The following is a 22,834-nucleotide window of genomic DNA, read 5'->3' on the forward strand; positions in this document are numbered from 1 at the left end:
CGGGCCTCTCCGGTCGTTCTCGCCGCCCACCCCCGCCTCGGGGGAGCCATGGGGTTTTTGGGCAGTGCTGGAGGCACCGATGGTTTTCACCTTCCAACCGCCATTTTTCGCTGGACTGTCAGGATATGTCGCCGAAATCGGGGCAGGGCTGTGCTGCGCCGATCTGGATCTCCCGAATATCCTACACGACAGCCACGCAAGCTATGTCGGACACTGGCTCGGCATCCTTCGCGGGGACAAGACCGCCATCATCCACGCGGCCGCCAAGGCCGAGCAGGCCTTTGCTTACCTGAAGAGCTTTGGTGGCGCAGCCGACGACAGCGTTCGGGACGAGCCAACGGCGGCGGCAGCTCTCGCCGCCTGATCGCCACGTCCGATCGATTTTCCATTCCACTCATATCGCGAAGGAGCACCACCATGGGCTGGCTCTACATGCCTCGCCAATCGCTCGGCGGACACGCATCCGCGAAATCCTATCTCGACGCTCAGTTCACCCATGAACGCCCGCAGGAGGAGGGCGGCTCGCGCGGGCTCAAGGTCCTGGCTTCGGCCTGCCCCGGAAACCGGGTCTATTACGCCGCGACCCAGGTGATGACGAACGGTGTCGGCGGCGAAATCTTCGCGATCGTCTGCCTCGTCCGATGGAACCCTCGCGACAAGGAGGGAATGATCCTCGGATACAAGGATATGGAGGAATCCATGGGTCCCTGTGAGGATGGATGTCCCGCGCATATCCTGGATCTCCTGACGGCGACCGACAACAAATACGCTCTCGACTGGCGGGAGCGTTGCCGGGCCAATCTCGCGAGGCGTGGACGCAAACTGTCGGACGGTGATCGCATCCGGCTCGAGGCGCCGGTGACTTTCTCGGACGGTCACGTCGGGCAGGAGTTCGTGGTGTCCAAGCGCAGGCGAAAGCTCCTCCTTCGCGATCCCACCAACGGTAGTTTCTACCGGATCAGCCGCCTCATGGAGCGCGCCTGGTCGGTCGTGCCCGTCACCAAGGTCCACAAGACGGTGTTCGCCTGAACCTCAATCGATATATCCTCGTGACGAAGGGGATCATTTTATGACCATCAGCATCGACAGGGACGGCCTCTCTCCCAAACGCGCGCTGCTCTGCAGCCGCGAGAACGCCATGCGCGTCGCTGGGCGCATCTTCGATCATTACCCAAGGAAAGTGAGCATTTTGCGCACGGCGGACCCGCTCCAGCCCTTTCGCGTATCCACCGATCCGTCGGCGCCGGGTTTCGTCGTCCTTGAAATGGTCGCATGACGCGCGTTCCGACCCTGGCTCTCCTGCTTATCGCCGCCTGCACGCCGAGCGATGCCGCCGAGGACACCTCCTTCAATGCTACCGCGCGGGCGCTTGATGGCGATACGGTCGCGGCCGATTTCCGGCTTCTCGGCGTTGACGCCTTCGAGCGACGGCAACTTTGCCAGAAGGCGGGCGCGTGCTGGGAGTGCGGGAAGGCGGCGCAGGATCTTGCCGCCCGCACCTTGCATGGCGGCGATGCCAATATCCGCCTGTCCTCGCCATCAAGCTACGGACGGCCGGTGGCCGTCGTCACGGTCAACGGTCGCGATCTCGGCGAAGTCATGATCGGCTCGGGACTCGCCATTCCCCAGCCCCAGTTCCTCAAGGCCGATCCCGATCGTGCCGCGCGCTATGCGGCAGTCTTCGCGGATGCCAAGCGCCGCGGCGCCGGAGCCTTCGGGGGCGAATGGATCGAACCCACCCAGTGGCGACGTGGGCGTCGTCTCACCTGCGAGCGATAGCGACGAGGAAATCGAGCGCGTCGGCCATCAGGGAAGCCGCCTGCGCCGAGACGCCCGCGATCATCTCGACCGCGAACATGCCGGCATTGAGCCCGAGGGCGATCAGCAGGACGCGTTCTCACCTCTCGTCCCGCGAACGCTCCTCGCCGCATCCGCCTCCGCAGCAATCACCGGCCATGGGCCAACCTCGATTCGACTGACGTAGCTCATTATCCACCCGACCCGGTCCGATGGGTCAAGCCAAGCCTCGATCTAGCGAGGCAAGCCCGGGTTCAGACACCGAGCTCCGGATCCGCCCACCACGAACGCCCCTGCCGGAAATCGTCCGCTGCCGACACCATCGGCCCATCGGGCTCGTCCGCGACATAGGGCGAGACGAGCGGCCGCGCCTTAATGCGGCGCCGATGGATGTCGCCGGCGATCCGGCCGCGCGCCTCCAGCAGCTCCTCGAGCCACATGAGATCGTCGATCATCTCGACGACACCGCGGCCCGCGAGGCAATAATAAATGCAGCGCTGGAAGTCGTCGCCCACCGGATTGCTGAGGATCGAGGCCAGCTTGCGCTTGCCGCCCGGCTCGCCCTCGTGAATCCAGCTCACCGCCTCGCGGAGCTCGCGGACCGAATAGAAAGCGTCCTCGATATGCATGCCGATGGCCGCATTGGCGATCATCCGGCGCGTCGGGCGGTTCTGCTCGTCGATCGCCGCATCGCGCAGCGTCACGTCCAGATCGAAATGGTCAAGATAGCGGGCGGTCGAAGCGGACACGGTGATTCTCCTTCATGAGGAACATTATATGAACGATCCGCTCCCAAAGAAAAGATCAATCACGGTCATGGTGGGTCTGCCACACCTCGCCGACGGCAAGCTGCTCGAGCGTGCCAGGCGGTTGCAGCAGCCGGTCCTCATCTCGGCGAACGCGCTCTCGCGCTGGACGAAGGAGCGCGGCTGGCGCAAGTGGGCGGGTTGGCGGATCAGCGCGCTCGCCAACGCCACCGGCCTCAAGAGCCTTAGCCTCGACAGCGCCGGCTTCAGCGCCATGGTGACCTATGGCGGCTATCCGTGGACAATCGACGATTACATTCGCCTCGCCGCGGCCTTTCCCTTCCAGTGGTGGGCGAGTCTGGACTACTGCGTCGAGCATCAGGTCGCGGGCGACCGCGACGAGGTGCTCGACCGGATCTCGCGCACCATTCGCGCCAATGTCGAGTGTCGCCTGCGCGCTGAAGATCAAGGCATCCTGACCAATTTCATGCCGGTGATCCAGGGACGACTGCCGTTCGACTACGAGCGCTGCGCCGACGCGCTTTCAGGCACGATCGAACGGGCCGGACTGGTCGGTGTCGGGTCGATGTGCCGGCGCCCGATCCACGGGCCCGAAGGCCTGATGGCGGTCGTCGATCATCTCGATCGCGTGCTACCGCCGGGCATCCGGCTCCACCTCTTCGGCGTGAAGGGCGAGGCCATCCCTTATCTTACGGTCTTCGCGCATCGGATCGCCTCGATCGACAGCCAAGCCTACGGCGTAGCGGCCAGGAATGCGGCGCGACGCGGCGGCATTGCGAAGAGCGACGCCATCGTGGCGGACCATATGGAACTCTGGGTCTGCTCCCAGCATGCGCGCATGCGCCAAGCGCAGCGCCAGCTTCCGATGCAGGTGCCTGTAGCTGAACCCGCGCGACCCGACGACCCATGGGAGGCGGCCATCGCGGAAGCGCGGCAGCAAATCCGCGAACTGATCGAATTTGGTGATCTCGATCATGACGAAACCACCGCTCCTTGGATCGAGCAATGGGCGGCTGACATTTATCGCGAACGCATGACGCGCTGAATGGTCCCGTCATCCTCAATCGCCAGAACCTGGAAGCGCGCATGAAAGGAGAGCGGGAAGGCGGGGACGACGAAACTGGGGCCTGAAGGCTCCTGCAGCCTTGGGGAACCCTCATGCACTTCGGAACGATCGTCACGCACCGGGCAACCGAACGCTCGAACCGCGCAGAAATCCGCAACCCCATCCTCGCGCTCCCCGCCATTGCGCGACTACGGGAACTCGATCCTGAAGTCCGTGTCGCCCTGCAGGAACTGCTGCTGGATCTGCAGCAGGACGCTAGGGCGCGCGCGGAGACGAGCTGGCGGCGGCGCAAGCCGCCGGTCGCAGCATATTGGGCAGCCTGCGGCGTCTATGCAGGCCACATCGCTCGCGCCATCGGGGCGGGCGTCGGCCGCCGGCGCGGAAAGCGAGCGTAAGTTGTCCAAAGCCCCTTAGGAGCTGTCCGGTTATTCCTCATGAAGCGCGTGGTAGCTGTCCAGGCAAGACCGACTGTGACGCCCGCTGTGACCTTCCGCTCACCTGATTGCAGCAGCTTCTAGCACTATTTCCCGGAGAAAATCGTATGATTGATCATCATGATACACCGTTGCTCCGCGCGGTCAGAGAGAGCGTCGATCGTTGCGGCCAAGGCGTCGTCGCGGTCGTAAACGGTGAAGGAACACCTTCTCAGGCCCACACTATCGGCAACGCCAATCGCGGCCTCCCCGAGCTTCTCGGGCTTGGCGCCTTCATGCCACAGCGCATTTTCACAATCCTTGCCCAGATCGGTCACGAAATGCGCAAGGCGGGAAAGCCGCCGGGAATGTACATCGATCTGGGTCGTACCTATCCGATCAAAACACGTATCGCAGGGCCGGCGGCAATGACGTTTTATACCGACAGCGCGGGTAAATATCTTGGTCACGCCGACTATGCGGTTGTGCAGCTCCTGTTTGCCGATCCGCTCGGCCGCTACCCTGGCGAGGAGAACTGTGACCCTCGCTATGAAGTGCAGCATGTTTGACCCGATCTCTTTGCCTTCGCGCCGAGATTTGCTGCAGTAATCATTGCCGTGATCATGGCGGCGAGGGACTGGGCTTTGCCGCAGTGCGCGTCGCTATCGTCATCACAAGCTTGATCTGTGCGCTCCGGCGACGGACCAATCGCGAAGCCATGCGGCAAGGCTGAAAAGGGAAGGGGGGCCGGGGTCGCGAGTGGAAAGACCGCTCGAGATTTCCGGAGGACCCCATGAGCTACGACGTGGCGTTTCGCTATAGCCAAGCGCTCGACCCCAGCGCGCTGATCACCATCGGTACCACCTTGCACGCCGTGCAGGCGGCGATCACGGATTGCCGCAACGCCGGCATCGATGTCGAAACCGACCCCGCCGTCATCCTGCTGGTGCGGCATCTGTCGCAGGTCTGCGCCGATCGCGGCACAGACGCCGATCTCCGCCGGGACTGCATGGCGCGTATCGCCGATTTGCGGAACCGTCCCATGCTCAAGACCCTCGCCTTGCGCGGTGTCGCCTATGACGAACCGGCAAAGCGTCTCTTCCACTCCGAGGGCCGCGCCGCGCTGCGACGACTCGCCGAGGCGCTCGGCCTTGAAGAGGGCAGCTTCGATATCCGCTCCAACAAGGCCGGGCCGGCCGTATCCGGCGAGATCACCCTGCACGGCGAAACGCTGTGGGTGCAGCTCTCGATCGGGCCGTTCGGACCCGACCGCGAGGTCTGCTTTCGCAAGGTGCAGGGCCGGCAGGATCATATCGGCGAGCGCAACCACTGGGCATCGGTTCGCGAGCTGGTCGAGCCGGATCGTTTCGCCGCGCGTGTTCGCCGCGAACTCAAGCTCCCCGCGGCGGCGCCCACCGCGCCGCGGCTCGTCGCCTGAAGGGGGCAAATCATGCGCATCCTTCTCACCCGCATCAGGATCGGCGTGGACGTGCCGAGCTATTCTTACCGCACCTATGTCCCCTTCACCGAGATCTCGCTCGAACGTCAGGCCTTGATCTCGATGCACTCGGACTATGGCCACGGCGCCGGGCTCCTCGCTCGTCTGCCCGATGTTATCGCGCCAATGGCGCACCTCGAGGCCGCGTCCGGTCTCGACAAGCACAACGTCGCGAAGGCCATCGATGGCGTTGCCGATCGTCTCGCTGCCGTCCTCCTCGGTGCAGCCTTTCCCGAGATGACGGAACGGATCCTTCCGTTCCGCCTGGATGTCGCGTCCGTGCCGCCCAACGCGCGGCGGTTCGGGCGAAGCGAAAACCTCGCAGGACGCTACGAGATGCTCGTCCAGGCGCGCGATAGCCTCACCGCCGCGAGCCTCGGCTTCCGGTTGGAGACCGACCGATGATCTCGGAGCCGTTCGACCCGGCCGATGCTGGCACCTGGATCGCCCGAGGACGCAGGCCGGAGCATGCCGCCGTCATCGCCGAGGCCTGGCGCCACTTTCCGGATCTGCCAGCGGCGGCGGCACCGGAAGATCGCCTCGCGCGCATGCGACAGCGCGCGTTGGCGCTGCGGCCCGTGATGGAATCTATGTCGCGCGCCGCCGAGGAAGAGCGCCAGGCGCGGAACTTCGCCTTCACCGAAGCCCGCATCGCCAAAGGGGAGGGCGACGATCGCGATCGCGCGATCCTGTCTGCGCGCAGCCTCCACGGCTACGATTGGGATCGGGCGGTGCAGTACGCTTATGGCTGGTATGCTGCGATCGCTGGATGGGAACCGCGGGTGCGCCGGCCGGGATGTTCGACGGCCGCGACGATCGCCTACGATCAGGGCTTTGCTGAGGGCGGCGGCAACCGCGACGATCTTTTCGATACCGCCCGGCGCGCCTTCGAAGCGGCCGCGCCCCAGATCGAGCCGCCCTTGCTTGCCACCGGCCGGCCGCGCCCGAGTGAGTGGCCGAAACCGACCGACGAGCCTTTGCCCGCCCGCTGGAGCCGGCGGCTGCTCCTGCTCGGCGCGCCCGAGGCAGGCCTGGTCCCGCCGAGCGGTGACGCGAAGCCCGACGTCGCCGTGCTCCTCCCGACATTGCAGGCCTGTCAGGGCTATGGCGAACTCTTCGTCATCATCATTTCCGGCGCCGGTTTCCATGCGTTCGGCAATCAGCCGCCGGACGCTCGACCGTTGGAAGCCGCTTCCGGCGTTGTGTCGGGATCCGATCCGCGACTGGATCGCCAGCTCCGCGCACTGCTTGCCGGCCGCGACTTCGATGATGTCCTGATTGCCGCCCAGGAAGGCTATCTCGCGCTCCTTGACGCCCATGCGAGTGCGCTGCCGCTCTGCCGGACCATGGAACGCACGCGCAACACCGTCCTCCAGCAGCGCGCCCATTTCCGGATATGGCTCGATCGCGGCCTGTCGGCGGGCGAGAGCGTCGGCGCCGGTCACATTCGGTGGGGCAAGGCGGCCAAGGGTCTGACCGGCAAGCTCGGCGAATTCACCGCCCGCTATGCCGGCAAGTCGCCCGCCGGCGGCCATCGTATCGTGGTCGAGACTGAGGATGGCGAGCCCGCCCATCGCTATGTGACGCCGCAGGGCGAACCGCTCTCACCCGAAACCGTGATCGGCAATCGATCGCATCTCCGCAAGGAAATGGCCGCGCGGTTGCGGGCCTTCGGCGGCGCCACGCGCCTGTCCGCCGCTCCAATTTCCGATCTTCTCGATGCGCTCGCCGCCTGAGCCGGCGCTGGGGTGAGGGAAGGGGGAGCGCGAGAGAAGAGCCGGCAGGCTGACAGACCGGATCTTCGCCCCCTCAAACACGGGAACTCACCATGTCCGATACGCTTGCCCCCTCTCGCGTCCCCGTTGCCGCCGATTCCGATCTCATTGATCAGCTCGACCGGCTAACCGTGGCACTGACCGAGACCGAATATCACGCCGCGACGATCCTCGCCTTCGATCCCGACGCTCACGTCTCCGCCGGGCACCTCGATCATGGCCAAGGCGAGCCACGTGACCGTCACCTCGCCGGCGACGCGATGAGCCTGCGGGCCTGGCGGATCCTTGCCCGGGCCTGTGCTCCCGCATCCGACCGATTGGACGACACAGCGCGGCTCGCGCTGTTCCTCGCCGAGCGATCCACGCCGATTGACGCGGTGCGTGAACCGGGGATCCGCGACCGCGTGCGCATCCGGGTACGTCCGCGCGTTGGCGGGGACCGATTTGCGGGCCGCGAGGGCGTGATCGTGAAGACGCATTTCGCGGGCTTTTATGTGAAGCTCGACATGACGCCCCGCGAACGCAGTCAGAAGACCGAACTGGTCGAAGCGGCCTATCTCGAAGTTCTGGCTCCGGCCTCTGCCATTTGAACCGCTCCAACCGATATGGAGGCGTACATGCCTAAAACCTTCGCCAAAAACGTACACGATGCGGAGCCGGTTTTATCAGGGAATCGGCAAGGCGGCCCAGGAGCTGGCCGACCTCTACGTCTACGACACCGACCTGGAAAACCGCGCAGCCTTCAAGGAGCTGCTGTGGGATGCGGTGATGCATTCGCTCGTCGAGCACCACGGGTTCAAGCCGGAAGACCTGTAATGGCCAAGATCGACCCTCTCGACCTTTTGGCATTCATTGCGTCCGGCTCCTCCATGACTACCGAGCAGATCGCCCGGAGATGGCCCGAATGGGCCAAGCGCAGCGACGCCGCCTACAAGCGCTATGATCGTGAGAGCGCGGCTTACCGCACGAAGTGGGGCTACCAGGCGCGAGGCACGAATGATCCTAAGGTCGACAGCCTGGCTGGCGCCCAGCGTTACTGGGTCCACCTCCCGCTGATCAGGGCATGCCTCGAGCAAAATCAACCCGATATCCTGTCGTGAGGAGGTATCAGTGCGACGCACTCATCAACCCAATATCCCCGACAACCGAGAGTTCTACGCTGCGATCGAGCGCAATATCGCGCAAAGCGGCCAGCATCTCTTCCTGATCTTCGCCGATGGGGAAACGCCGGCGTTCGCCTACACCATCGGCAACGCGCTGCGGGGACCGCCGGAGCTGCTTCTCATTGGCAATTTCCCCCCGCGCGTTGCCGGCGGCATCGTGAACGAGCTCGGCCAGCGCATGCGCGAGGCAGGCAGGCCGCTCGAAGGGGACATCGACGTGGGCGGCCGCTTCCCGGTTCGCGTGCGCCGAGCCTCCGCAGGGGCCCGGCAGGCCTATACGCTCCAGGCAGGACGTTACTTCCGCCACGAGGAATACGACGTGCTGCAGATCCTGCTCTGCGATCCGGGCGGCACCTATCCCGGCGAGCCGGGCTGCGAGCCCGGATACGACGTGCCGCTTGCCTGATCGCGGCGGCGGCCCCCCACATTCCAAGACCGGAGACAGATGATGTCCGAGCCGACCCACTTCGTCCACGTCTATGCGACCGTCAGGGTCAAGATGGCCGTTTCCGCCGACGATCATCACGAAGCGATGCTCGCAGCAGATGCCGCACTCTTCGCCAGGGGCTTCGGTGTGCGGCTTATCCCGACCGCAGAAGGCGCGCTCGATGCGGACTATGCCGGGGAAGTGACCGGCTATCTCGTCGATGAAGCGGGTGACCCGGAATTCATGCGGAGCGCTAACTACGGACCGGACTACGAGCCTGACTGGGGCCTGCGCGGCCGCGGCGACAACGCTGCGCCGATTGCCAGCTCGTAGCACCAGCAGGCAAAGGGAAGGGGGAGCGATTGGGTGGTGGCCAGACAGGCCAAGCCCCAGGAGATCCCACCATGGCAACAGTCGTACAGATCGACCCCTCCGCCGACCAATGGTCCGTGCCGATCGGCAGGCACAGCCGTGGCTCGCTCATGCTGAACCTCGAACGCCTGCTCGCCGGGCGGCTGCTCATCCAGGGCAGCAGCGGCGCGGGCAAGAGCAGAACCCTGCGCAAGATTATCGAGGAGGCCTTCGATTTCACGACAATCGTGCTCGTCGATCCCGAAGGCGAATTCGGCAATCTCGCCGCCCACATCGGCGCAACCTCCCTAAAGGGCTGCGAGCTGACCTCCGATGGCCTGACGGCAGCCGCGGCCCGCGCCAGGCAGCACCGCCTGTCGCTTCACGTCGACCTCACCGATCTCGATCCCGACCAGCGGATCATCAAGGCGGCGGCGCTCTTCGCCGGACTGATCGGCGCGCCGCGCGAGTACTGGGCGCATACCGTCCTGGTCTGCATCGACGAGGGCCATCTGCTCGCGCCACATCATGCCGGATCGGCCCGCGATGCCGAGACCCGGCGCCTTGGCGTTGCCACGCTGACCGACCTCTGTGCCCGCGGCCGCAAGCGCGGCATCGCCCCGGTCATCGCCACGCAGCGCCTCGCCAAGCTCTCATCCTCGGTGATCTCGGAGCTGCAGAACTTCCTCGTTGGCCTCAACGTGTTCGATCGCGACATCGCGCGCGCGGCCGATCTCCTCGGTTTCTCGGCGAAGGAGGCCGATGCCCTGCGAAAGCTCGCGCCCGGTGAGTTCTTCGCGATGGGCCCAGCGATGTCGCCGCTGCCTGTCCTCGCCCATATGGAAGAGACGATCACCGAGCATCTCGGCGCGACGCCAAGGCTCACCGCGGCCGCTGCGGTCGACAGTGAAGAAGCGGAGAAGCTGCTCGACCTGTCGGCTCTCCGCGAGGTCTCGAACGGCTCGCGCGATGCGGCTCTGACGCTCAAGGGCACCCGGGCGCTCGATGCCTTCCTCCTCGATCCTTCCGCGCCGCACGCGGCCTCGATCATCGGCGCGCTCAAGAGCATCGCGCCGAACGCCACGACCGCCAACGATCTTGCGGGCCATATCGGTGCCCCGCGCGAAGCCGTCGACAACGCCCTCGACATGCTCGCCGCCATCTCCGCGGTGGACACGATGCCTCGAGGCGAGGATCGCATCGCCCGGCTTCATGCCCGCCTCCGCGCCAAGATCAGCGACATCCCCGTGGTGGCGCTGGCATGAAACCGCTCGATCTGGATGCCGACATCGTCGAGCTGGTACCCGCGCCAAGGCTGGTATTGCCTGCCACGCCGCTGCGCGAGATGGCCTATCGGGCCGATGCATGGACACCGCAGGAGAGCGAACGGCTGCGCGCGCTCTTCCTCGAGGACACCGCGATCGCCGACATCGCGCTGGCAATCGGCCGGGGCAGGGCAGCGGTCGCCGAACGTATTGCGCTGCTCGGGCTCCGCCGCAATTCCACGCGGACATGGACCGAACTCGATGATGCGGAACTGTCGCGGCGCTACGGCGGCGAACCCACGGCGGCCATAGCTTCCGACCTCGGTCGATCCTGCTCGGCGGTCTATGCCCGCGCCAGGATCCTCGACCTAACCGAGGGTAATCCGGCGGAATGGACGCCCTGGGAGGACGCCCAGCTCGTCGAAGGCTATCGCCGCGGCGTGCCGTTGGCGCAGATCGCCACCCTTATCGGCCGGCCGTTCGGCGGCCTATCCAGCCGGGCCGGAGCTCTCGGCATCGTGCATGCGAACCATCCGCCGGACTGGTCGGAGGCGGAAACGGCGAGGGCTCTCGACCTGGCCGAAGCGGGTCATCGCTACACGGCGATCGTCGGGATGCTCGGCCAGGAAGGCTTTCCCCAACGCACGGTCCGCGGCTTCGGCCTCGCCATCCGCAAGCTGGGCTATGGCCGCGGCTGGGGCAGGGCCTGGACGCCGGAAGAAGACGCCCTGCTGCGCAAGGCCTACATCGACGGTACGAGTCTCACCCCGCTGCGCCGCCAGCTTGGCCGCACCGCTGGATCGCTGCGCCACCGCGCCGAATATCTGGGCCTGCGCGGGCTTCATGCCAACCGCAATGGCTGGCGGCTTGGTCCGGACTGGACCGAGGCCGACGAGGCGCGCCTTCGTGCGGACTATGGCCGTGTCCCGACCAAGGTCCTGGCGGCAAGCCTGGGACGGACCAAAGCTGCGCTCACCTCGCGCGCGAATAGCCTCGGCCTTGTCCACGGCTACATTCGGCCTTTCAGCGACGATGAAACGCGCGCGCTCGACGTCGCCTTCAACACCGGTGTGTCGCTCGCCGATCTCGCGGTGGCGCTCAACCGCAAGGCCATGTCGCTCAGCAAATACGCGACCAACCATGGCTATCAGTTCGGCCGCCGGCCGCGCCGCGCCGTGACGCTCGAAGCGCTCTTGGCCACGAACTGACCCGGGCTCGGGCGCCGAGCCATTCGCCCGAGCCCTTCCACGCCCGCCAATCAGAACGTCGCGATGCCGCGCGAAGCGGCCCCGTGACCGGGGATCTCTCATGCCGCCGCAGGATCGACACATCAGGAACGTCCTGAAACTCTTCGATGCGCATTGCTATCGTCACGACCGCTACACGCTCTTCTCCGACTGCATGGAGCTCATAGCGATCAGCATCTCGAACAGCGTCGACAGCCGATCCCGGGAAACGCGCGAGGCGCGCTATCTCGAGATCGTGGGACGATATGAGCAGCACACCATCGAGATGTTCCCTCGCGTCTTCGGAGAGATCACAATGGCACTGGAGGAAGCGCCAGGGGACGTCCTCGGGAGCATCTTCACCGCGCTCGAGATCCACAACAAGAACCGTGGGCAATTCTTCACGCCCTATCCGGTTTGCCAGATGATGGCACAGGTCACGCTTGGCGATGCCAAGGACGCCCTGGCGCTGATCGACGACAAGGGTTTCGTCAGCGCGATGGAACCCGCCTGCGGTGCCGGCGCCATGGTCATTGCTCTCGCCGAAGCGATGCGCGCCGCCGGGATCAACTATCAGCGCCATCTCCACGTGACGGCGATCGATATCGACCAACGCGCCGTACACATGGGCTATATCCAGTTCTCGCTGCTCCACATTCCGGCCCACGTGATCGTTGGTAACTCTCTCAGCAACGAGGTCCGCGAACACTGGTTCACGCCGGCCCACATCCTCGGCGGCTGGGGCGCCAGGCTTGCCAGCCAGGAACGCTTGGTCGAACAACCCCCGCGATTTTTTACTGAAACGACACCGGAACGCACAACCCACGATAAGCAAGCCCAAGAGCCAAGGACCAGAACGGTCGGCGAGCAGTTGACCCTATTCTGAATTGCAATCCCGCCAGCGCGCCTCGGCTCTGGACATCACACTCTGAGGCGGGCTCTGGATCACCAATATACCCGGAACCTCCGGTCAGAGCGATCATAGGGCTGTTCGAAAATCGCTGCCCGCACCTTCTCCGCGATCTCTTTGAGCGTGGCGAACATCCGATTGATTTCGGACAGATCGCTGAGCTGTTCCGGCCCATATCTCACCATGAGATAATCGCGCTGATCGCTCAATCGGACCAGATGCTCCGCGGTACGGCGCCGGAGAGACAATCCCTTCTCGACAGCCAACCGCGTCCGTTCGGCGAGATCATGCTGCAATCCCCGGACCTGCTTTCGATCGACCGAATGAAAGAGCAGAAACGCATTGAGGTAAGTCTCGATCGACTGAATGGCGCACAGCCTAGCCGGGGTGGACGAGACACTCCGGCCTTTCTCGATCTGCGGCAGCAGCCTGTGCGCGGCATCCCAGTAGGCGTCGGCCAAGGTCATGACCGTACCAACCGACGCCTCCGTGCCGGGATAGGACGGGGTGCGAGTCTCGATCAGCCCCGGAGGTGTTGTCGAGCGCCGCGTCGAAATATCTTGATCCGATGGTCCCTTTTCCAAACCGGCCGTCTCCCCAGAGGAAGTCCTATTAGGCGGGCTGCCCTTCGGTGGATTTCGGACTTCCGCGACGAACCGGCGCAGATTTCGTCGCCTTTGCCGATGCGGCAGCGCTGGACCCCTTGGGCTTGCGGCCAAGTCCGATGCTCTTGGCGAGCGTGCGACGCTGCTCGGCGTAATTGGGCGCGACCATCGGATAGTCGGCCGGAAGATTCCACTTCGAACGATAGTCCGCCGGCGTCATCTGATAGTGCGTCATGAGATGACGCTTGAGCATCTTGAGCTTTTTGCCGTCTTCCAGGCAGACGATGTAGTCAGGTTTCACCGAGGCACGCACGGATACCGCCGGCTCCTGCTTTGTCTCGGGCGCCGTTTCACTTTTGCCGAGATTGCTCAACGCTCCGTGAACATTCTGGATCAGGGACGGCAAATCCGCCACCGCCACGCTGTTGTTCGTCACATGCGCCGCGACGATATCAGCGGTCAGGGTAATCAGCGTGCTATCGTTTTCCGATACGTCGCTCATGATGATCTTGCCTTCTCTGGTTGAAGAACCCGGAAGACTATTCGCTACCGGGAACATGGCGCCCTGTGAAGTTCCCAAAGGCTCACAGGAGCACCTATTCACCCGCGCCAAACAGGGACGTACGATATCTGATCGCGTCCAAACCCGAACATTCCGTAAATCCCTTCATGTCGATTCATGTCCAAAGAAGAGGGGAATGGGCCGGGGAGACCGGTCGGAGGCCAAGCGCCTTCGACCCCTTCCACCCGGGAGCCAGGACATGGAGACCTCACGAAGCCAGCGATGGCGGGAACGCCGCGCCTTATGGGCGACGGACTCTCTCATCATCAATCCGAAGGCCTATTCGGTCGACATCATCGATCACGCCGTAGCGCGTACGTTCATCGCCGAGCATCATTATCTGCCGAGCTATCCGGCAGCCCAGGTCGCAGTCGGCCTCTTTGGACTCCGCGCGGTCCTGGCAGGCGTGGCCGTCTTCGCGGTTCCCGCGACCGACGCCGTCATCACCCGGCACACGGGCTTCACCGATCCGGCAAAGGGATGCGTTCTCGCACGCCTGATTCTTCTCGACCGGGTCCCGCAGAACGGGGAAAGCTTCTTTTGCGCACGGGCCTTCCGACTGCTTCGCCAGGCGCGGCCAGCGATCGAAGCCGTCGTTTCCTACAGCGACCCCGAATTCGGGCATACCGGCCGGGTTTACGCCGCTCTTTCCGGGGCGCACCGGGGCACCACGCGCCCGCGTACAGTCCTTCGCGCCGCAGGCCAGACGATCTCCGATCGGACGCTTTCGAAGATCCGGCTCCGCGAACGCGGGATGGATGGCGCCATCGACCAGATCGTCCGCCTCGGTCTACCGGCGCCCGGCCTGCGCGAGAGCCCAGCCGCATGGCTCGCCCGCCTTCAGGCCGAGCAGCTCCTGACCCGCCACCGCCAATCCGGACTCTTCACCTACTGCTTCGAGCTCACCCGCAACGCGCGCCGACAGGGCCGCGCACTCCCGCGGTTGCCCTATCCTAAACTATTGCCGGGGCCGTGATCGCTCTCAGGCCTTGACGCCTTCGACATAGGTGATCGCCTCACCGACCGTCTGGTTCTTCTCCGCGTCGGCATCGGGGATCGCGATTCCGAATTTCTTCCTCGATCGCCATGACCAGCTCGACGACATCCAGGCTGTCTGCCCCGAGATCATCAATGAAATGGGCGTTGGGCATTACTTTCTCGCGGTCGGCGCCAAACTGATGCGCCACGAAATCGCTGACCCGATGGCTACGTCACCCCAAGCGACCCTCCCGCGGAGCGGGCTCGTGCTCTGCGCGCAACCTGTTCCACAAGGTCTACATGCAGAACCTGACAGTTCAGGCGGGCAATAGCGGCCTGATCGTCGGCACTCCGAGCGAACCCCGGCTGATCGGGGTGACTCTGAGGCTGCACAATTAAACCAACCCGTCTCTAAAACGCTCGAATTTCGAGACGCATGCGGCCTACATGAGCTATCCGCTCCCCAGGTTAGGCCGTTACCGCTGGCTGTATTTCAGGTCGATTGCGCCCATCGCCAACGCGGAGGGAGAACCTCCCTCGCGCGCTATCTCCTCGTCAACGCAACGCTGCCTCGGGCTTCGAGTGTCTTTCGGCCGCACAGGCACGGTATAGACCTCGCCGTAGCCCGGCACGATGACCGTGCGCGCAACCGCGCGAGGATCGTCTGTCGGCGCGGGCTGAACAAGAACAGTGCCGCGGCCTGGCAGATATAACATGCGCGGTTGCGGGGCTGCCGGCTTCTGGTCAGAGGACTGCGCGGCTATCGGCGCAGTCGCGCCGATCGTGAGCGCGGCTGTCGCCGCCAAAGCCAATAATTCTATGCGGGCCACAGTGAGGCAAATTGGCCGGGGTGCGGTTTTCATCAAGTTAACGCCCCAATTGCTAGAGGAGTGGCCTGCCCTCTGCGAGGGAGTCCAGAGCAGTACGATCATGGATTAGGATGCGTCGTCCGATACTTGTGAGCAGGCCGGCCCTGGCCCAGGCGGAGAGCATTCGGCTCGCAGTGTGAAGGGTCGTTCCCGAGAACTCCGCCAGGTCCTTACGACGTAGCGGGAACGCTACCTCGTCGCCACCATCGTTACGGATCAGGCGCAGGAGCGCACGGGCGAGACGCTGATCGGCGCGCTGGGTGGCCAACTCGCGGACCCGATCCTGAAGTTCGATAAGCCGCGTCCCGATCACTCGAATGACGTTCAGCGACACCTGCGGATATATGCCGATCAGCACTACTATATCCGCCTCGCTCCAACTGAGGACGACCGACGCCTCCGCTGTGATCGCGTCCGCCGGAAGAAGGTGGTCAGTGAAGAGAGGCACTGTTCCGAACATTTCGCCGGAGCCGATAAAGCGAATGATCGCCTGCCCGCCATCACTGCCGGTCTGGATGATTCTCACGCTGCCCTTCGCCACCGCATAGGCCCGCTCGGCACGGGCTCCTTGCTCGAAAATCCTCGCATGTTTTGGCAATCGTTCGATGCGTGCGCAGGCATGGGCATGCACCAGCGCTTCGTGAGGCAGATCGCGAAATAGCTCCACCGCGCCGATAATCTTCAGGTGTGAAGCAAGGCCTCGGGTCTGAACGATGATTTGCCTCCTGCCTTCTCTCGTTCGGGTCGATCTAGTCGAAATAACAGAGCCGAGTTTGCGCCAGCGCAAACCGGCTCGCACCGACAGCCTCTACAAGCAAACTGTTATCATGAAGAGGATCGTCGTGACCAAAGCATTGTCTCCCCAAACCATGACGTTGGTCAAAGCGACGGCGCCAGCCCTTCAACAGCATGGCGTGGACATCACCACGCGCATGTATCAGCGGCTATTTGTCGATCCCGAGATCAAGGCGCTGTTCGACATGGCCGCGCAGGAGTCGGGCGCGCAACCCAAGCGCCTTGCGGCGGCGATCCTGGCGTTCGCCCAGAATGTGGACAAGCTCGACGTCCTGAAACCGGCGATCGAGCGGATCGCCGGGCGGCACGTCGATACCCATATCAAACCAGAGCATTATCCTGCGGTCGCCAATGCCTTGCTGCCGGCCATTCGCGACATCCTGGGCGAGGCCGCGACGGACGAAATCCTGGCGGCATGGGGCGAAGCCTATTGGTTCCTCGCCGACATTCTGATCGCGCGCGAGGCCGAGCTTTATGACGAGGCCCAGGCCGCATGACGGGGCCGGCGCCCTACAGCTCGTCGCCGGTGTTCGATCAGGACACATTGCCGGCGGCGCTGCGCGCGCGCCATGACACCAAGGCGGGGGTGTGGGGACTGATCCGCGTCCTCGAAGGTGAACTGAAGCTCACCTATCTCGAGCCGGCGTCGGAAGTCATCCTGAAGCCCGGTCATCCCGGTCTGATCGAACCGCAGCAGCCGCATTTCGTGACCCCGCTGGGTCCGATGCGGATGCAGGTCGAATTTTACCATGAGCCGCCCCCGAAGAGCTGATGATCGCGGACGATTTCACTCTTGCGCGCGTGATCCATGTCGTCGCCGTCCTGTTCTGGATCGGCGGCGTCGCCTTCGTGACGCTGGTGCTGATGCCGGCCGTGCGTGCCGGCAATCCGCCCGCTGAGAGGCTGGCGGCATTTCACCGGATCGAAGGCCGCTTCGCGCCGCAGGCTCGGCTGTGGGTTCTCCTTGCCGGCGCTAGCGGCTTCTGGATGACCTGGCGGGCGGACCTGTGGGAGCGTTTCGCCGATCCCCGCCTCTGGTGGATGCAAGCGATGGTGGCGATCTGGCTGGTGTTCGTCGCCATGCTGTTCGTCATCGAGCCGCTTTATCTGCACCGCCGCATGGCCGCTTCCCCCGATCCGGCGGCCGACTTCGCACGCATGGAGCGTATGCACCGTCTGCTGCTGGCGGCATCGGTCATCGCGCTGATCGGCGCCGTCGGCGGCAGTCACGGGCTTTTCTAAAGGAAGAGGGACGGGGAACGATGTCGACGACGAAACGGCTGTGGATCGGCCTGGCTGCCGTCATCTTCGCAGGATTCGCGGTGATGCTGTGGCTCGGGTCGGACCTTATGCGTACCGCGCCGCCGATCCCCGAACGGGTCGTGACCGCTTCCGGGCGCACCGTCTTCACACGCGACGATATCGAGACCGGCCAACAGGTTTGGCAGTCGATGGGCGGCCAGCAGCTCGGCAGCGTGTGGGGTCACGGCGCATTGATCGCGCCCGACTGGTCCGCCGACTGGCTGCACCGGGAGGCGCTGGCCCAGCTCGACGCCGTTGCCCGCACGAAGGGCGCGGCCAGCTTCGACATGCTGTCGCTGGCAGATAAGGCGGCTTTGCAGGCCGAGCTACGTCCCGGCTTCCGTGCCAACACCTATGACGCTGCGACCGGCACGCTGACGATCAGCGACGCGCGCGCTGCAGCGATCGCCGGCGTGGCAAGGCATTATGACAGCCTGTTCTCCGCTGACCCGGCAACGCGCGATTTGCGCGTCGCCTACGCCATGAAGGAGAACACACTTCCCGATCCGGCGCGGCGCAGGGAACTCGCGGCCTTCTTCTTCTGGACAGCCTGGGCGACCGTGACCGATCGGCCCGGCGATATGGTGAGCTTTACCAACAACTGGCCCTCCGAACCGCTGGTCGGCAACGTGCCCACGTCCGGCACCTTCATGTGGTCGCTTTTCAGCATCCTCTTCATGCTCGCCGGCATCGGCCTTCTCGCGTGGCACTATGCGGTCTGGCACGGCAAGGAACCGCCGCTCACCCCGCCCGCGGCCGATCCGCTCAAGGGGATCGTTCTGACACCCTCGATGCGTGCCAGCGCCAAATATTTCTGGATCGTCATCGCGCTCCTGCTCGCGCAGATCGGCCTGGGGGCGGCGACCGCGCATTATCAGGTCGAGGGCCAGCATTTCTACGGCATCAACCTCGCCGACTGGCTACCCTACAGCCTGACTCGAAGCTGGCACACCCAGCTCGCGGTGCTGTGGATCGCGACGGCCTGGCTCGGCACCGGCCTCTATATCGCGCCCGCCATCTCCGGCCATGAGCCGCCGTGGCAGCGCGCCGGTGTCAACTTCCTGTTCGTCAGCCTGATCGTCATCGTCGTCGGCGCGTTCGCCGGACAATGGCTGGCGGTGATGCAGAAGATGGGCCTCACCGAAAACTTCTGGTTCGGGCATCAAGGCTGGGAATATGTCGATCTTGGCCGGTTCTGGCAGATATACCTCTTCATCGGCCTGCTGCTGTGGCTCTTCCTCGTGGGTCGCGCGCTCTGGCCCGCGATCCGGCGCCGGGATGAGATGTCCTCGATCGTCGGCCTGCTGTTCCTCTCCACGGTGGCGATCGGTCTCTTCTATGGCGCGGGGCTCATGTATGGCGCGCGCAGCCACCTGTCCGAGGTTGAGTATTGGCGTTGGTGGGTGGTCCATCTCTGGGTCGAGGGCTTCTTCGAGATTTTCGCGGTCGCCGTCATCAGCTTCCTGTTCGTAAAGCTGGGGCTGGTGCGCGGCCGCACGGCCACGGTCAATGTGCTGTTCGCGACGATCGTCTTCCTGTCGGGCGGCGTGCTTGGCATGTTCCACCATCTCTATTTCGTCGGCACGTCGATGGCGGGCGTGGCGCTCGGCGCCAGTTTCTCCGCGCTTGAGGTGGTCCCGCTCGCGTTAATCGGCCTCGAGGCGATGGACACCTGGTCGCACAGTCGCGCGACGCCGTGGATGGCGCGCTACAAATGGCCGATCATGTTTTTCCTCGCGGTGAGCTTCTGGAATCTGGTCGGCGCCGGCCTGTTCGGCTTCCTCATCAACACGCCGATCGCGCTCTATTACGTCCAGGGACTCAACCTGACCCCGCTGCACGGCCATACCGCGCTCTTCGGCGTCTATGGGATGCTCGGCATCGGCCTGATGCTCTTCTGCCTGCGCGGCCTGCGCGATCATATCCATTGGAACGAAGGCTGGCTACGCGCGAGCTTCTGGTGCTTCAACATCGGGCTTGCCCTGATGGCCCTGCTCACGCTGCTGCCGATGGGCGTGCTGCAACTTCAGGCGGCGCTCGATCATGGCTACGCCTATGCGCGGTCGGCCGCGTTTATGGATCGGCCGCTGATCCATTTCCTCGTGTGGATGCGCACCCCCGGCGATGTGGTATTTGCCGCTGGCGCGCTGCTGCTGACGGCGTTTGTCGCGCTGCAATGGCTTCGGCCCATACCGGAAGTACCCGCCTCTACTGCAAAGGCGAACGAACAGAGCGTTTGACTAACACCTACGTGCCGATTTGTGGATATCAGTCAGCCCGTAAAATGACTGCTGTGGTGTAGAGGGAATGCAATTCCCATCCTAAGGATGCATAGAGACCGCGACCCTCTGCAGTGGCGACCAACACCTCCCGCGTCGCACCATGATGCGCGCGATGGATTCAAGTTTCTTCATGACGGTTCGCGCGAGGCCGCGCCGTCTATGAGCGGCGTTGGTTTCGATCCGATCGTATATGGCAAACTCACCGACGCGAACGACACGTCCGATTGCGACCAGCGCGCCGCTCGGAGTAAGCGCCCGCACGATTACAATGGGGCGAGGTTCAGCCGCATCGAGCAGATAGCCGTCAGGAGGCGCGGAATCGCCGGGCATGATGCGCCGATATTTCATCATGAAGCCCGGTGGCTGTATTACCCAGTGTTCTGGTAAGGCGACGCGCATTGCTGTCGCCGAGACACAAGCTTTCAAAAAAACCCACGGCTCCTCGATCGTGGTGGCCAATTCGTGCAGGGCCGGCGAGATATCGGTAAAGACATAGCGCGTCCGTTGTTGCGGCCATCCCACATCGACTCTGAAACCACCGTGATCTTCGACCGGAGGCGGCGTTTCGCGGGCAATGGTCCATCCTTCGATCCAAGTCGCCACAACTCTTGAATCGGCAACCAACTCATGTTCGTTAGCCATGCCTCATCCTATCAAAACCTGATGCCGGTTGGACGAGCAGATCAGTTTACGGGCGAGGGCGAAAATCGTTGATATATCGCTTGGTCTCGGAAACGCTGATTTTCGAGACAACGCAGCCTGAAAGGCTCAAAAGCGGCAATGAGCATCTCCTCGATTTCGACTTCCGGTTGATGGGCACAGGCGAGTTAGCCAGACAAGTCGTGGTTAGAGGTTCGGACTGCAATAATAGAGTTGTCCAAAGAGCCGGGTCCTCTCTACCGGTCTATCCTAGCCCTTGAACGACCGCTTCTGCGACAATCGAGACGTCAAGCGCCCCAGGTTGACGCAACGCTATCGAGCCGCTTAGCTCATTCTACGTTCAGCCATCTATGCTCATCTCGGCGGACTTGTTCAAACCGACACACAAACTACGCACTCGGCGCTTCGCACAAAGTTCTATAGGACAGCGAAGGCCGGTCATCCATCGATTCCGGCATCATTTGATACATGCATTATCTTAGGGCAGCCCGACGTAAAATTGCCGTCCCGAAACGAGCCATCGCCCGTGTCCGTCCATCCAATGATCGAGATGGCCAGCACCGCAGAGGCCGACGACCACCGCGACCTGACAACGGCGCAAACGGCCGAGTTCGGGGGTCATCTCGACCTCTACGATCGCACATCTTGCCTGCAGGACAGCGACTAAAGCGGGCGGCGACTACGGCAGAGAGGTGAGGGGAAGGGAGCCGGGCGCGCAGAATGGCTGCGCGAGACCGGAGCGACTCCCATGCTGGCCAGCGATCGCCCCGCGCCGTCCGCGCGGCCCCGTGACATCGACTATATCCGCGTCGCCGAGCCGGCTCCCGTCGTGCTTGCCTATGGCATCGGCGTCGACAGCACGGCGCTCCTCGTCGAGCTCGAAAGCCGCGGCACGCCGCCTGATCTCGTGATCACCGGTGACCCGGGCATCGAGAAGCCGGAGACCTATGTCTATCAGGAGATGATGGCGGCGTGGATGGCCGCGCGCGGCATCCGCTACGAGACCGTCCGCTACACGCCAAAGCGCTTCAAGCACTGGCCGCCCTATTACGACCTGCTGGCCAATGTCCTCACCAATGCCACACTCCCCAGCATCAGCCTCGGGCGCCACAGCTGCAGTCTTAAGTGGAAAGTGGCTCCGCAGGACGCTTTCCTGAAGCAATGGGAGCCGGCAAAGGCCGCCTGGGCCAGAGGCCAGAAGGTCATACGCCTCATCGGGTATGATGCCTCGCCCGCCGACACGCGCCGCTATAACCATGCGTCCGCCATCGCGAACGATCTGTTCGAATGCCGCTACCCCTTGCGCGAATGGGGCTGGAACCGCGCCGCCTGCATCGCGCGCATAGAGGCCGCAGGTCTGCCGGTGCCACCAAAATCGAGCTGTTTCATCTGCGGGGCGATGAAGCCCGACGAGGTCCGAGCGCTGCCTTCCTGGTGCCTCAGGCTCATCGTCCTTGTCGAAGCGCGCGCAGCTCCACGCCTGCGCACGGTCGAAGGCCTCTGGCGCCGTTCGACTGCGACCCGCCCGGGCCGAATGACCGACTTCATCCGCGCCGAAGAACTGCTCCCTGCGGCCGACATCGACGCGATCATCCGCGATGCGCCGGCCGATCTCATCCGCTTCCAGGACGTGGCAGGGCACGTCCCGCTCCCCGAACGACCGACAATGGCGGAGTGGCTCGACATGTTCAACGCCGGCCTGTTGGAGGCAGCATGACAGTCCCCGTCACCGAACGCATCACCCAGCTCAACGATCGCTGCCGGCACGGCCTCGACCCCAACGCGCGGATCATGGTCACGCGCAACTGTCTCGCCCGGCTTTCAGGCGACGGCGAGGGGATCGCTGAGGTACTCGCCCAGGCCGCGTTGCTTGCGGCCGTGCGCCGTTACGCGTTCCAGCCGGGTGATGGCCCCGAACGCGACTTCGGCGCCTTCGACCTGCAGGGGCAGCGAGTCCTCTTCAAGATCGATTATTACGACATGGCGCTCGAGTGCGGCTCCGAAGACCCGGCAGATGCCTCGATCACTCGGCGCGTCCTCACCGTCATGCTCGCCGACGATTACTGACCGCGTCCGCGGGCAAATCCAACCTTTCGAAATCGACTGCGCGCTCTTCCAGCCCT

General features: G+C 64.0%; 31 protein-coding genes and 1 pseudogene. 26 read left to right on the forward strand and 6 right to left on the reverse strand.

All coding sequences use genetic code 11. The features are described from left to right. Positions 1 to 79 precede the first annotated feature (79 nt). From EWH12_RS17550 to EWH12_RS17565, 4 genes are read left to right on the forward strand one after another with little or no spacing between them, the layout of a single operon-like run. Complete coding sequence (locus EWH12_RS17550) at positions 80 to 364, forward strand: zincin-like metallopeptidase domain-containing protein (protein WP_129927363.1); 285 nt, start codon at positions 80 to 82, stop codon at positions 362 to 364. A gap of 53 nt (positions 365 to 417) precedes the next feature. Then, a complete protein-coding gene (locus tag EWH12_RS17555; protein WP_017183280.1) occupies positions 418 to 1,029 on the forward strand; it encodes a DUF6927 domain-containing protein in 612 nt (203 codons plus the stop codon). 40 nt (positions 1,030 to 1,069) lie between these two features. Continuing rightward, positions 1,070 to 1,276 (forward strand): hypothetical protein, encoded by a 207-nt coding sequence (locus tag EWH12_RS17560; RefSeq protein WP_017183279.1) that lies wholly within the window; start codon positions 1,070 to 1,072, stop codon positions 1,274 to 1,276. Further along, entirely contained in the window at positions 1,273 to 1,779 is a 507-nt protein-coding gene (locus EWH12_RS17565; protein ID WP_017183278.1) for a thermonuclease family protein, read from the forward strand. The genes EWH12_RS17560 and EWH12_RS17565 overlap by 4 nt, the downstream gene beginning before the upstream one ends. A gap of 272 nt (positions 1,780 to 2,051) precedes the next feature. Here EWH12_RS17565 and EWH12_RS17575 read toward each other — a convergent pair whose 3' ends face one another. Then, positions 2,052 to 2,546: a hypothetical protein gene (locus EWH12_RS17575; RefSeq protein ID WP_017183276.1), complete on the reverse strand. Its 495-nt coding sequence runs from the start codon at positions 2,544 to 2,546 to the stop codon at positions 2,052 to 2,054. 28 nt (positions 2,547 to 2,574) lie between these two features. Between EWH12_RS17575 and EWH12_RS17580 the strand changes: the two genes are divergently transcribed. The 14 genes from EWH12_RS17580 to EWH12_RS17640 all read left to right on the forward strand — a co-directional run bounded on the left by EWH12_RS17580 (position 2,575) and on the right by EWH12_RS17640 (position 12,634). Beyond that, positions 2,575 to 3,609 (forward strand): deazapurine DNA modification protein DpdA family protein, encoded by a 1,035-nt coding sequence (locus EWH12_RS17580; RefSeq protein WP_017183275.1) that lies wholly within the window; start codon positions 2,575 to 2,577, stop codon positions 3,607 to 3,609. Between the two features lie 113 nt (positions 3,610 to 3,722). Continuing rightward, positions 3,723 to 4,025: a hypothetical protein gene (locus EWH12_RS17585; protein ID WP_017183274.1), complete on the forward strand. Its 303-nt coding sequence runs from the start codon at positions 3,723 to 3,725 to the stop codon at positions 4,023 to 4,025. A gap of 146 nt (positions 4,026 to 4,171) precedes the next feature. After that, complete coding sequence (locus EWH12_RS17590) at positions 4,172 to 4,612, forward strand: DUF4262 domain-containing protein (protein ID WP_081490916.1); 441 nt, start codon at positions 4,172 to 4,174, stop codon at positions 4,610 to 4,612. A gap of 224 nt (positions 4,613 to 4,836) precedes the next feature. Then, positions 4,837 to 5,481 (forward strand): hypothetical protein, encoded by a 645-nt coding sequence (locus tag EWH12_RS17595; RefSeq protein ID WP_017183272.1) that lies wholly within the window; start codon positions 4,837 to 4,839, stop codon positions 5,479 to 5,481. Positions 5,482 to 5,493: 12 nt separating this feature from the next. Further along, positions 5,494 to 5,946 (forward strand): hypothetical protein, encoded by a 453-nt coding sequence (locus EWH12_RS17600; protein ID WP_017183271.1) that lies wholly within the window; start codon positions 5,494 to 5,496, stop codon positions 5,944 to 5,946. Continuing rightward, positions 5,943 to 7,277: a hypothetical protein gene (locus EWH12_RS17605; protein WP_017183270.1), complete on the forward strand. Its 1,335-nt coding sequence runs from the start codon at positions 5,943 to 5,945 to the stop codon at positions 7,275 to 7,277. Before EWH12_RS17600 ends, EWH12_RS17605 begins: the two co-directional genes overlap by 4 nt. 92 nt (positions 7,278 to 7,369) lie before the next feature. Next, complete coding sequence (locus EWH12_RS17610; RefSeq protein ID WP_017183269.1) at positions 7,370 to 7,906, forward strand: hypothetical protein; 537 nt, start codon at positions 7,370 to 7,372, stop codon at positions 7,904 to 7,906. A 58-nt stretch (positions 7,907 to 7,964) separates the two neighbouring features. Beyond that, positions 7,965 to 8,132 carry a hypothetical protein gene (locus EWH12_RS22310; protein WP_017183268.1) on the forward strand — a complete coding sequence of 56 codons (168 nt, stop codon included), beginning with the start codon at positions 7,965 to 7,967 and terminating at the stop codon, positions 8,130 to 8,132. Continuing rightward, the gene (locus EWH12_RS17615) at positions 8,132 to 8,416 is read left to right on the forward strand and encodes a hypothetical protein (protein ID WP_017183267.1); all 285 of its coding nucleotides are present in this window, start codon (positions 8,132 to 8,134) and stop codon (positions 8,414 to 8,416) included. The genes EWH12_RS22310 and EWH12_RS17615 overlap by 1 nt, the downstream gene beginning before the upstream one ends. 10 nt (positions 8,417 to 8,426) lie before the next feature. Further along, a complete protein-coding gene (locus EWH12_RS17620) occupies positions 8,427 to 8,885 on the forward strand; it encodes a DUF4262 domain-containing protein (protein WP_017183266.1) in 459 nt (152 codons plus the stop codon). Positions 8,886 to 8,924: 39 nt separating this feature from the next. Then, positions 8,925 to 9,239 (forward strand): hypothetical protein, encoded by a 315-nt coding sequence (locus tag EWH12_RS17625; RefSeq protein WP_017183265.1) that lies wholly within the window; start codon positions 8,925 to 8,927, stop codon positions 9,237 to 9,239. 71 nt (positions 9,240 to 9,310) lie between these two features. Next, on the forward strand, positions 9,311 to 10,522 hold the full coding sequence (locus tag EWH12_RS17630) for a helicase HerA domain-containing protein (RefSeq protein WP_017183264.1): 1,212 nt from the start codon (positions 9,311 to 9,313) through the stop codon (positions 10,520 to 10,522). Then, on the forward strand, positions 10,519 to 11,730 hold the full coding sequence (locus EWH12_RS17635) for a hypothetical protein (RefSeq protein ID WP_017183263.1): 1,212 nt from the start codon (positions 10,519 to 10,521) through the stop codon (positions 11,728 to 11,730). The genes EWH12_RS17630 and EWH12_RS17635 overlap by 4 nt, the downstream gene beginning before the upstream one ends. Before the next feature lie 100 nt (positions 11,731 to 11,830). Continuing rightward, positions 11,831 to 12,634: an N-6 DNA methylase gene (locus EWH12_RS17640; RefSeq protein ID WP_011950478.1), complete on the forward strand. Its 804-nt coding sequence runs from the start codon at positions 11,831 to 11,833 to the stop codon at positions 12,632 to 12,634. A 59-nt stretch (positions 12,635 to 12,693) separates the two neighbouring features. Here the strand turns inward: EWH12_RS17640 and EWH12_RS17645 are convergent, their stop codons facing one another. Together EWH12_RS17645 and EWH12_RS17650 are read right to left on the reverse strand one after the other, a co-directional pair. Continuing rightward, positions 12,694 to 13,125: a hypothetical protein gene (locus EWH12_RS17645; protein ID WP_017183262.1), complete on the reverse strand. Its 432-nt coding sequence runs from the start codon at positions 13,123 to 13,125 to the stop codon at positions 12,694 to 12,696. Between the two features lie 145 nt (positions 13,126 to 13,270). Beyond that, positions 13,271 to 13,765 (reverse strand): Ros/MucR family transcriptional regulator, encoded by a 495-nt coding sequence (locus EWH12_RS17650; protein WP_017183261.1) that lies wholly within the window; start codon positions 13,763 to 13,765, stop codon positions 13,271 to 13,273. Positions 13,766 to 14,024: 259 nt separating this feature from the next. On the opposite strand from EWH12_RS17650, the gene EWH12_RS17655 reads away from it, so the two are divergent. Next, the gene (locus EWH12_RS17655; RefSeq protein ID WP_011950475.1) at positions 14,025 to 14,801 is read left to right on the forward strand and encodes a Mom family adenine methylcarbamoylation protein; all 777 of its coding nucleotides are present in this window, start codon (positions 14,025 to 14,027) and stop codon (positions 14,799 to 14,801) included. Positions 14,802 to 14,807: 6 nt separating this feature from the next. Here the strand turns inward: EWH12_RS17655 and acpP are convergent. Both acpP and EWH12_RS17670 read right to left on the reverse strand, forming a co-directional pair. Next, a pseudogene (acpP, locus tag EWH12_RS17660) lies at positions 14,808 to 15,012 on the reverse strand (acyl carrier protein). 673 nt (positions 15,013 to 15,685) lie between these two features. Continuing rightward, positions 15,686 to 16,339, reverse strand: a complete 654-nt coding sequence (locus tag EWH12_RS17670) for a Crp/Fnr family transcriptional regulator (RefSeq protein WP_129927364.1) — start codon at positions 16,337 to 16,339, stop codon at positions 15,686 to 15,688. Positions 16,340 to 16,499: 160 nt separating this feature from the next. On the opposite strand from EWH12_RS17670, the gene EWH12_RS17675 reads away from it, so the two are divergent. Genes EWH12_RS17675 through EWH12_RS17690 form a run of 4 tightly spaced genes read left to right on the forward strand, consistent with a single transcriptional unit; the run spans position 16,500 to position 20,009 of the window. Further along, positions 16,500 to 16,964 carry a globin domain-containing protein gene (locus tag EWH12_RS17675; protein WP_171010603.1) on the forward strand — a complete coding sequence of 155 codons (465 nt, stop codon included), beginning with the start codon at positions 16,500 to 16,502 and terminating at the stop codon, positions 16,962 to 16,964. Beyond that, complete coding sequence (locus tag EWH12_RS17680; protein WP_011950472.1) at positions 16,961 to 17,239, forward strand: TehB family protein; 279 nt, start codon at positions 16,961 to 16,963, stop codon at positions 17,237 to 17,239. Before EWH12_RS17675 ends, EWH12_RS17680 begins: the two co-directional genes overlap by 4 nt. Continuing rightward, entirely contained in the window at positions 17,239 to 17,709 is a 471-nt protein-coding gene (locus tag EWH12_RS17685; RefSeq protein ID WP_011950471.1) for a membrane protein, read from the forward strand. The genes EWH12_RS17680 and EWH12_RS17685 overlap by 1 nt, the downstream gene beginning before the upstream one ends. Before the next feature lie 20 nt (positions 17,710 to 17,729). Continuing rightward, positions 17,730 to 20,009, forward strand: a complete 2,280-nt coding sequence (locus EWH12_RS17690) for a nitric-oxide reductase large subunit (protein ID WP_011950470.1) — start codon at positions 17,730 to 17,732, stop codon at positions 20,007 to 20,009. An 81-nt stretch (positions 20,010 to 20,090) separates the two neighbouring features. Here the strand turns inward: EWH12_RS17690 and EWH12_RS17695 are convergent, their stop codons facing one another. After that, on the reverse strand, positions 20,091 to 20,693 hold the full coding sequence (locus EWH12_RS17695; protein WP_011950469.1) for a GNAT family N-acetyltransferase: 603 nt from the start codon (positions 20,691 to 20,693) through the stop codon (positions 20,091 to 20,093). Positions 20,694 to 21,237: 544 nt separating this feature from the next. On the opposite strand from EWH12_RS17695, the gene EWH12_RS22315 reads away from it, so the two are divergent. From EWH12_RS22315 to EWH12_RS17705, 3 genes are all read left to right on the forward strand, one after another. Then, positions 21,238 to 21,378, forward strand: coding sequence for a hypothetical protein (locus tag EWH12_RS22315; RefSeq protein ID WP_174703678.1), 141 nt, complete (start codon positions 21,238 to 21,240; stop codon positions 21,376 to 21,378). Between the two features lie 81 nt (positions 21,379 to 21,459). Next, a complete protein-coding gene (locus EWH12_RS17700; protein ID WP_011950468.1) occupies positions 21,460 to 22,428 on the forward strand; it encodes a hypothetical protein in 969 nt (322 codons plus the stop codon). Next, entirely contained in the window at positions 22,425 to 22,778 is a 354-nt protein-coding gene (locus EWH12_RS17705) for a DUF3768 domain-containing protein (RefSeq protein WP_017183254.1), read from the forward strand. The genes EWH12_RS17700 and EWH12_RS17705 overlap by 4 nt, the downstream gene beginning before the upstream one ends. The last annotated feature ends 56 nt before the right edge of the window (positions 22,779 to 22,834 follow it).

The organism is Sphingobium cupriresistens, assembly GCF_004152865.1.
Classification (GTDB): Bacteria; Pseudomonadota; Alphaproteobacteria; order Sphingomonadales; family Sphingomonadaceae; genus Sphingobium; species Sphingobium cupriresistens.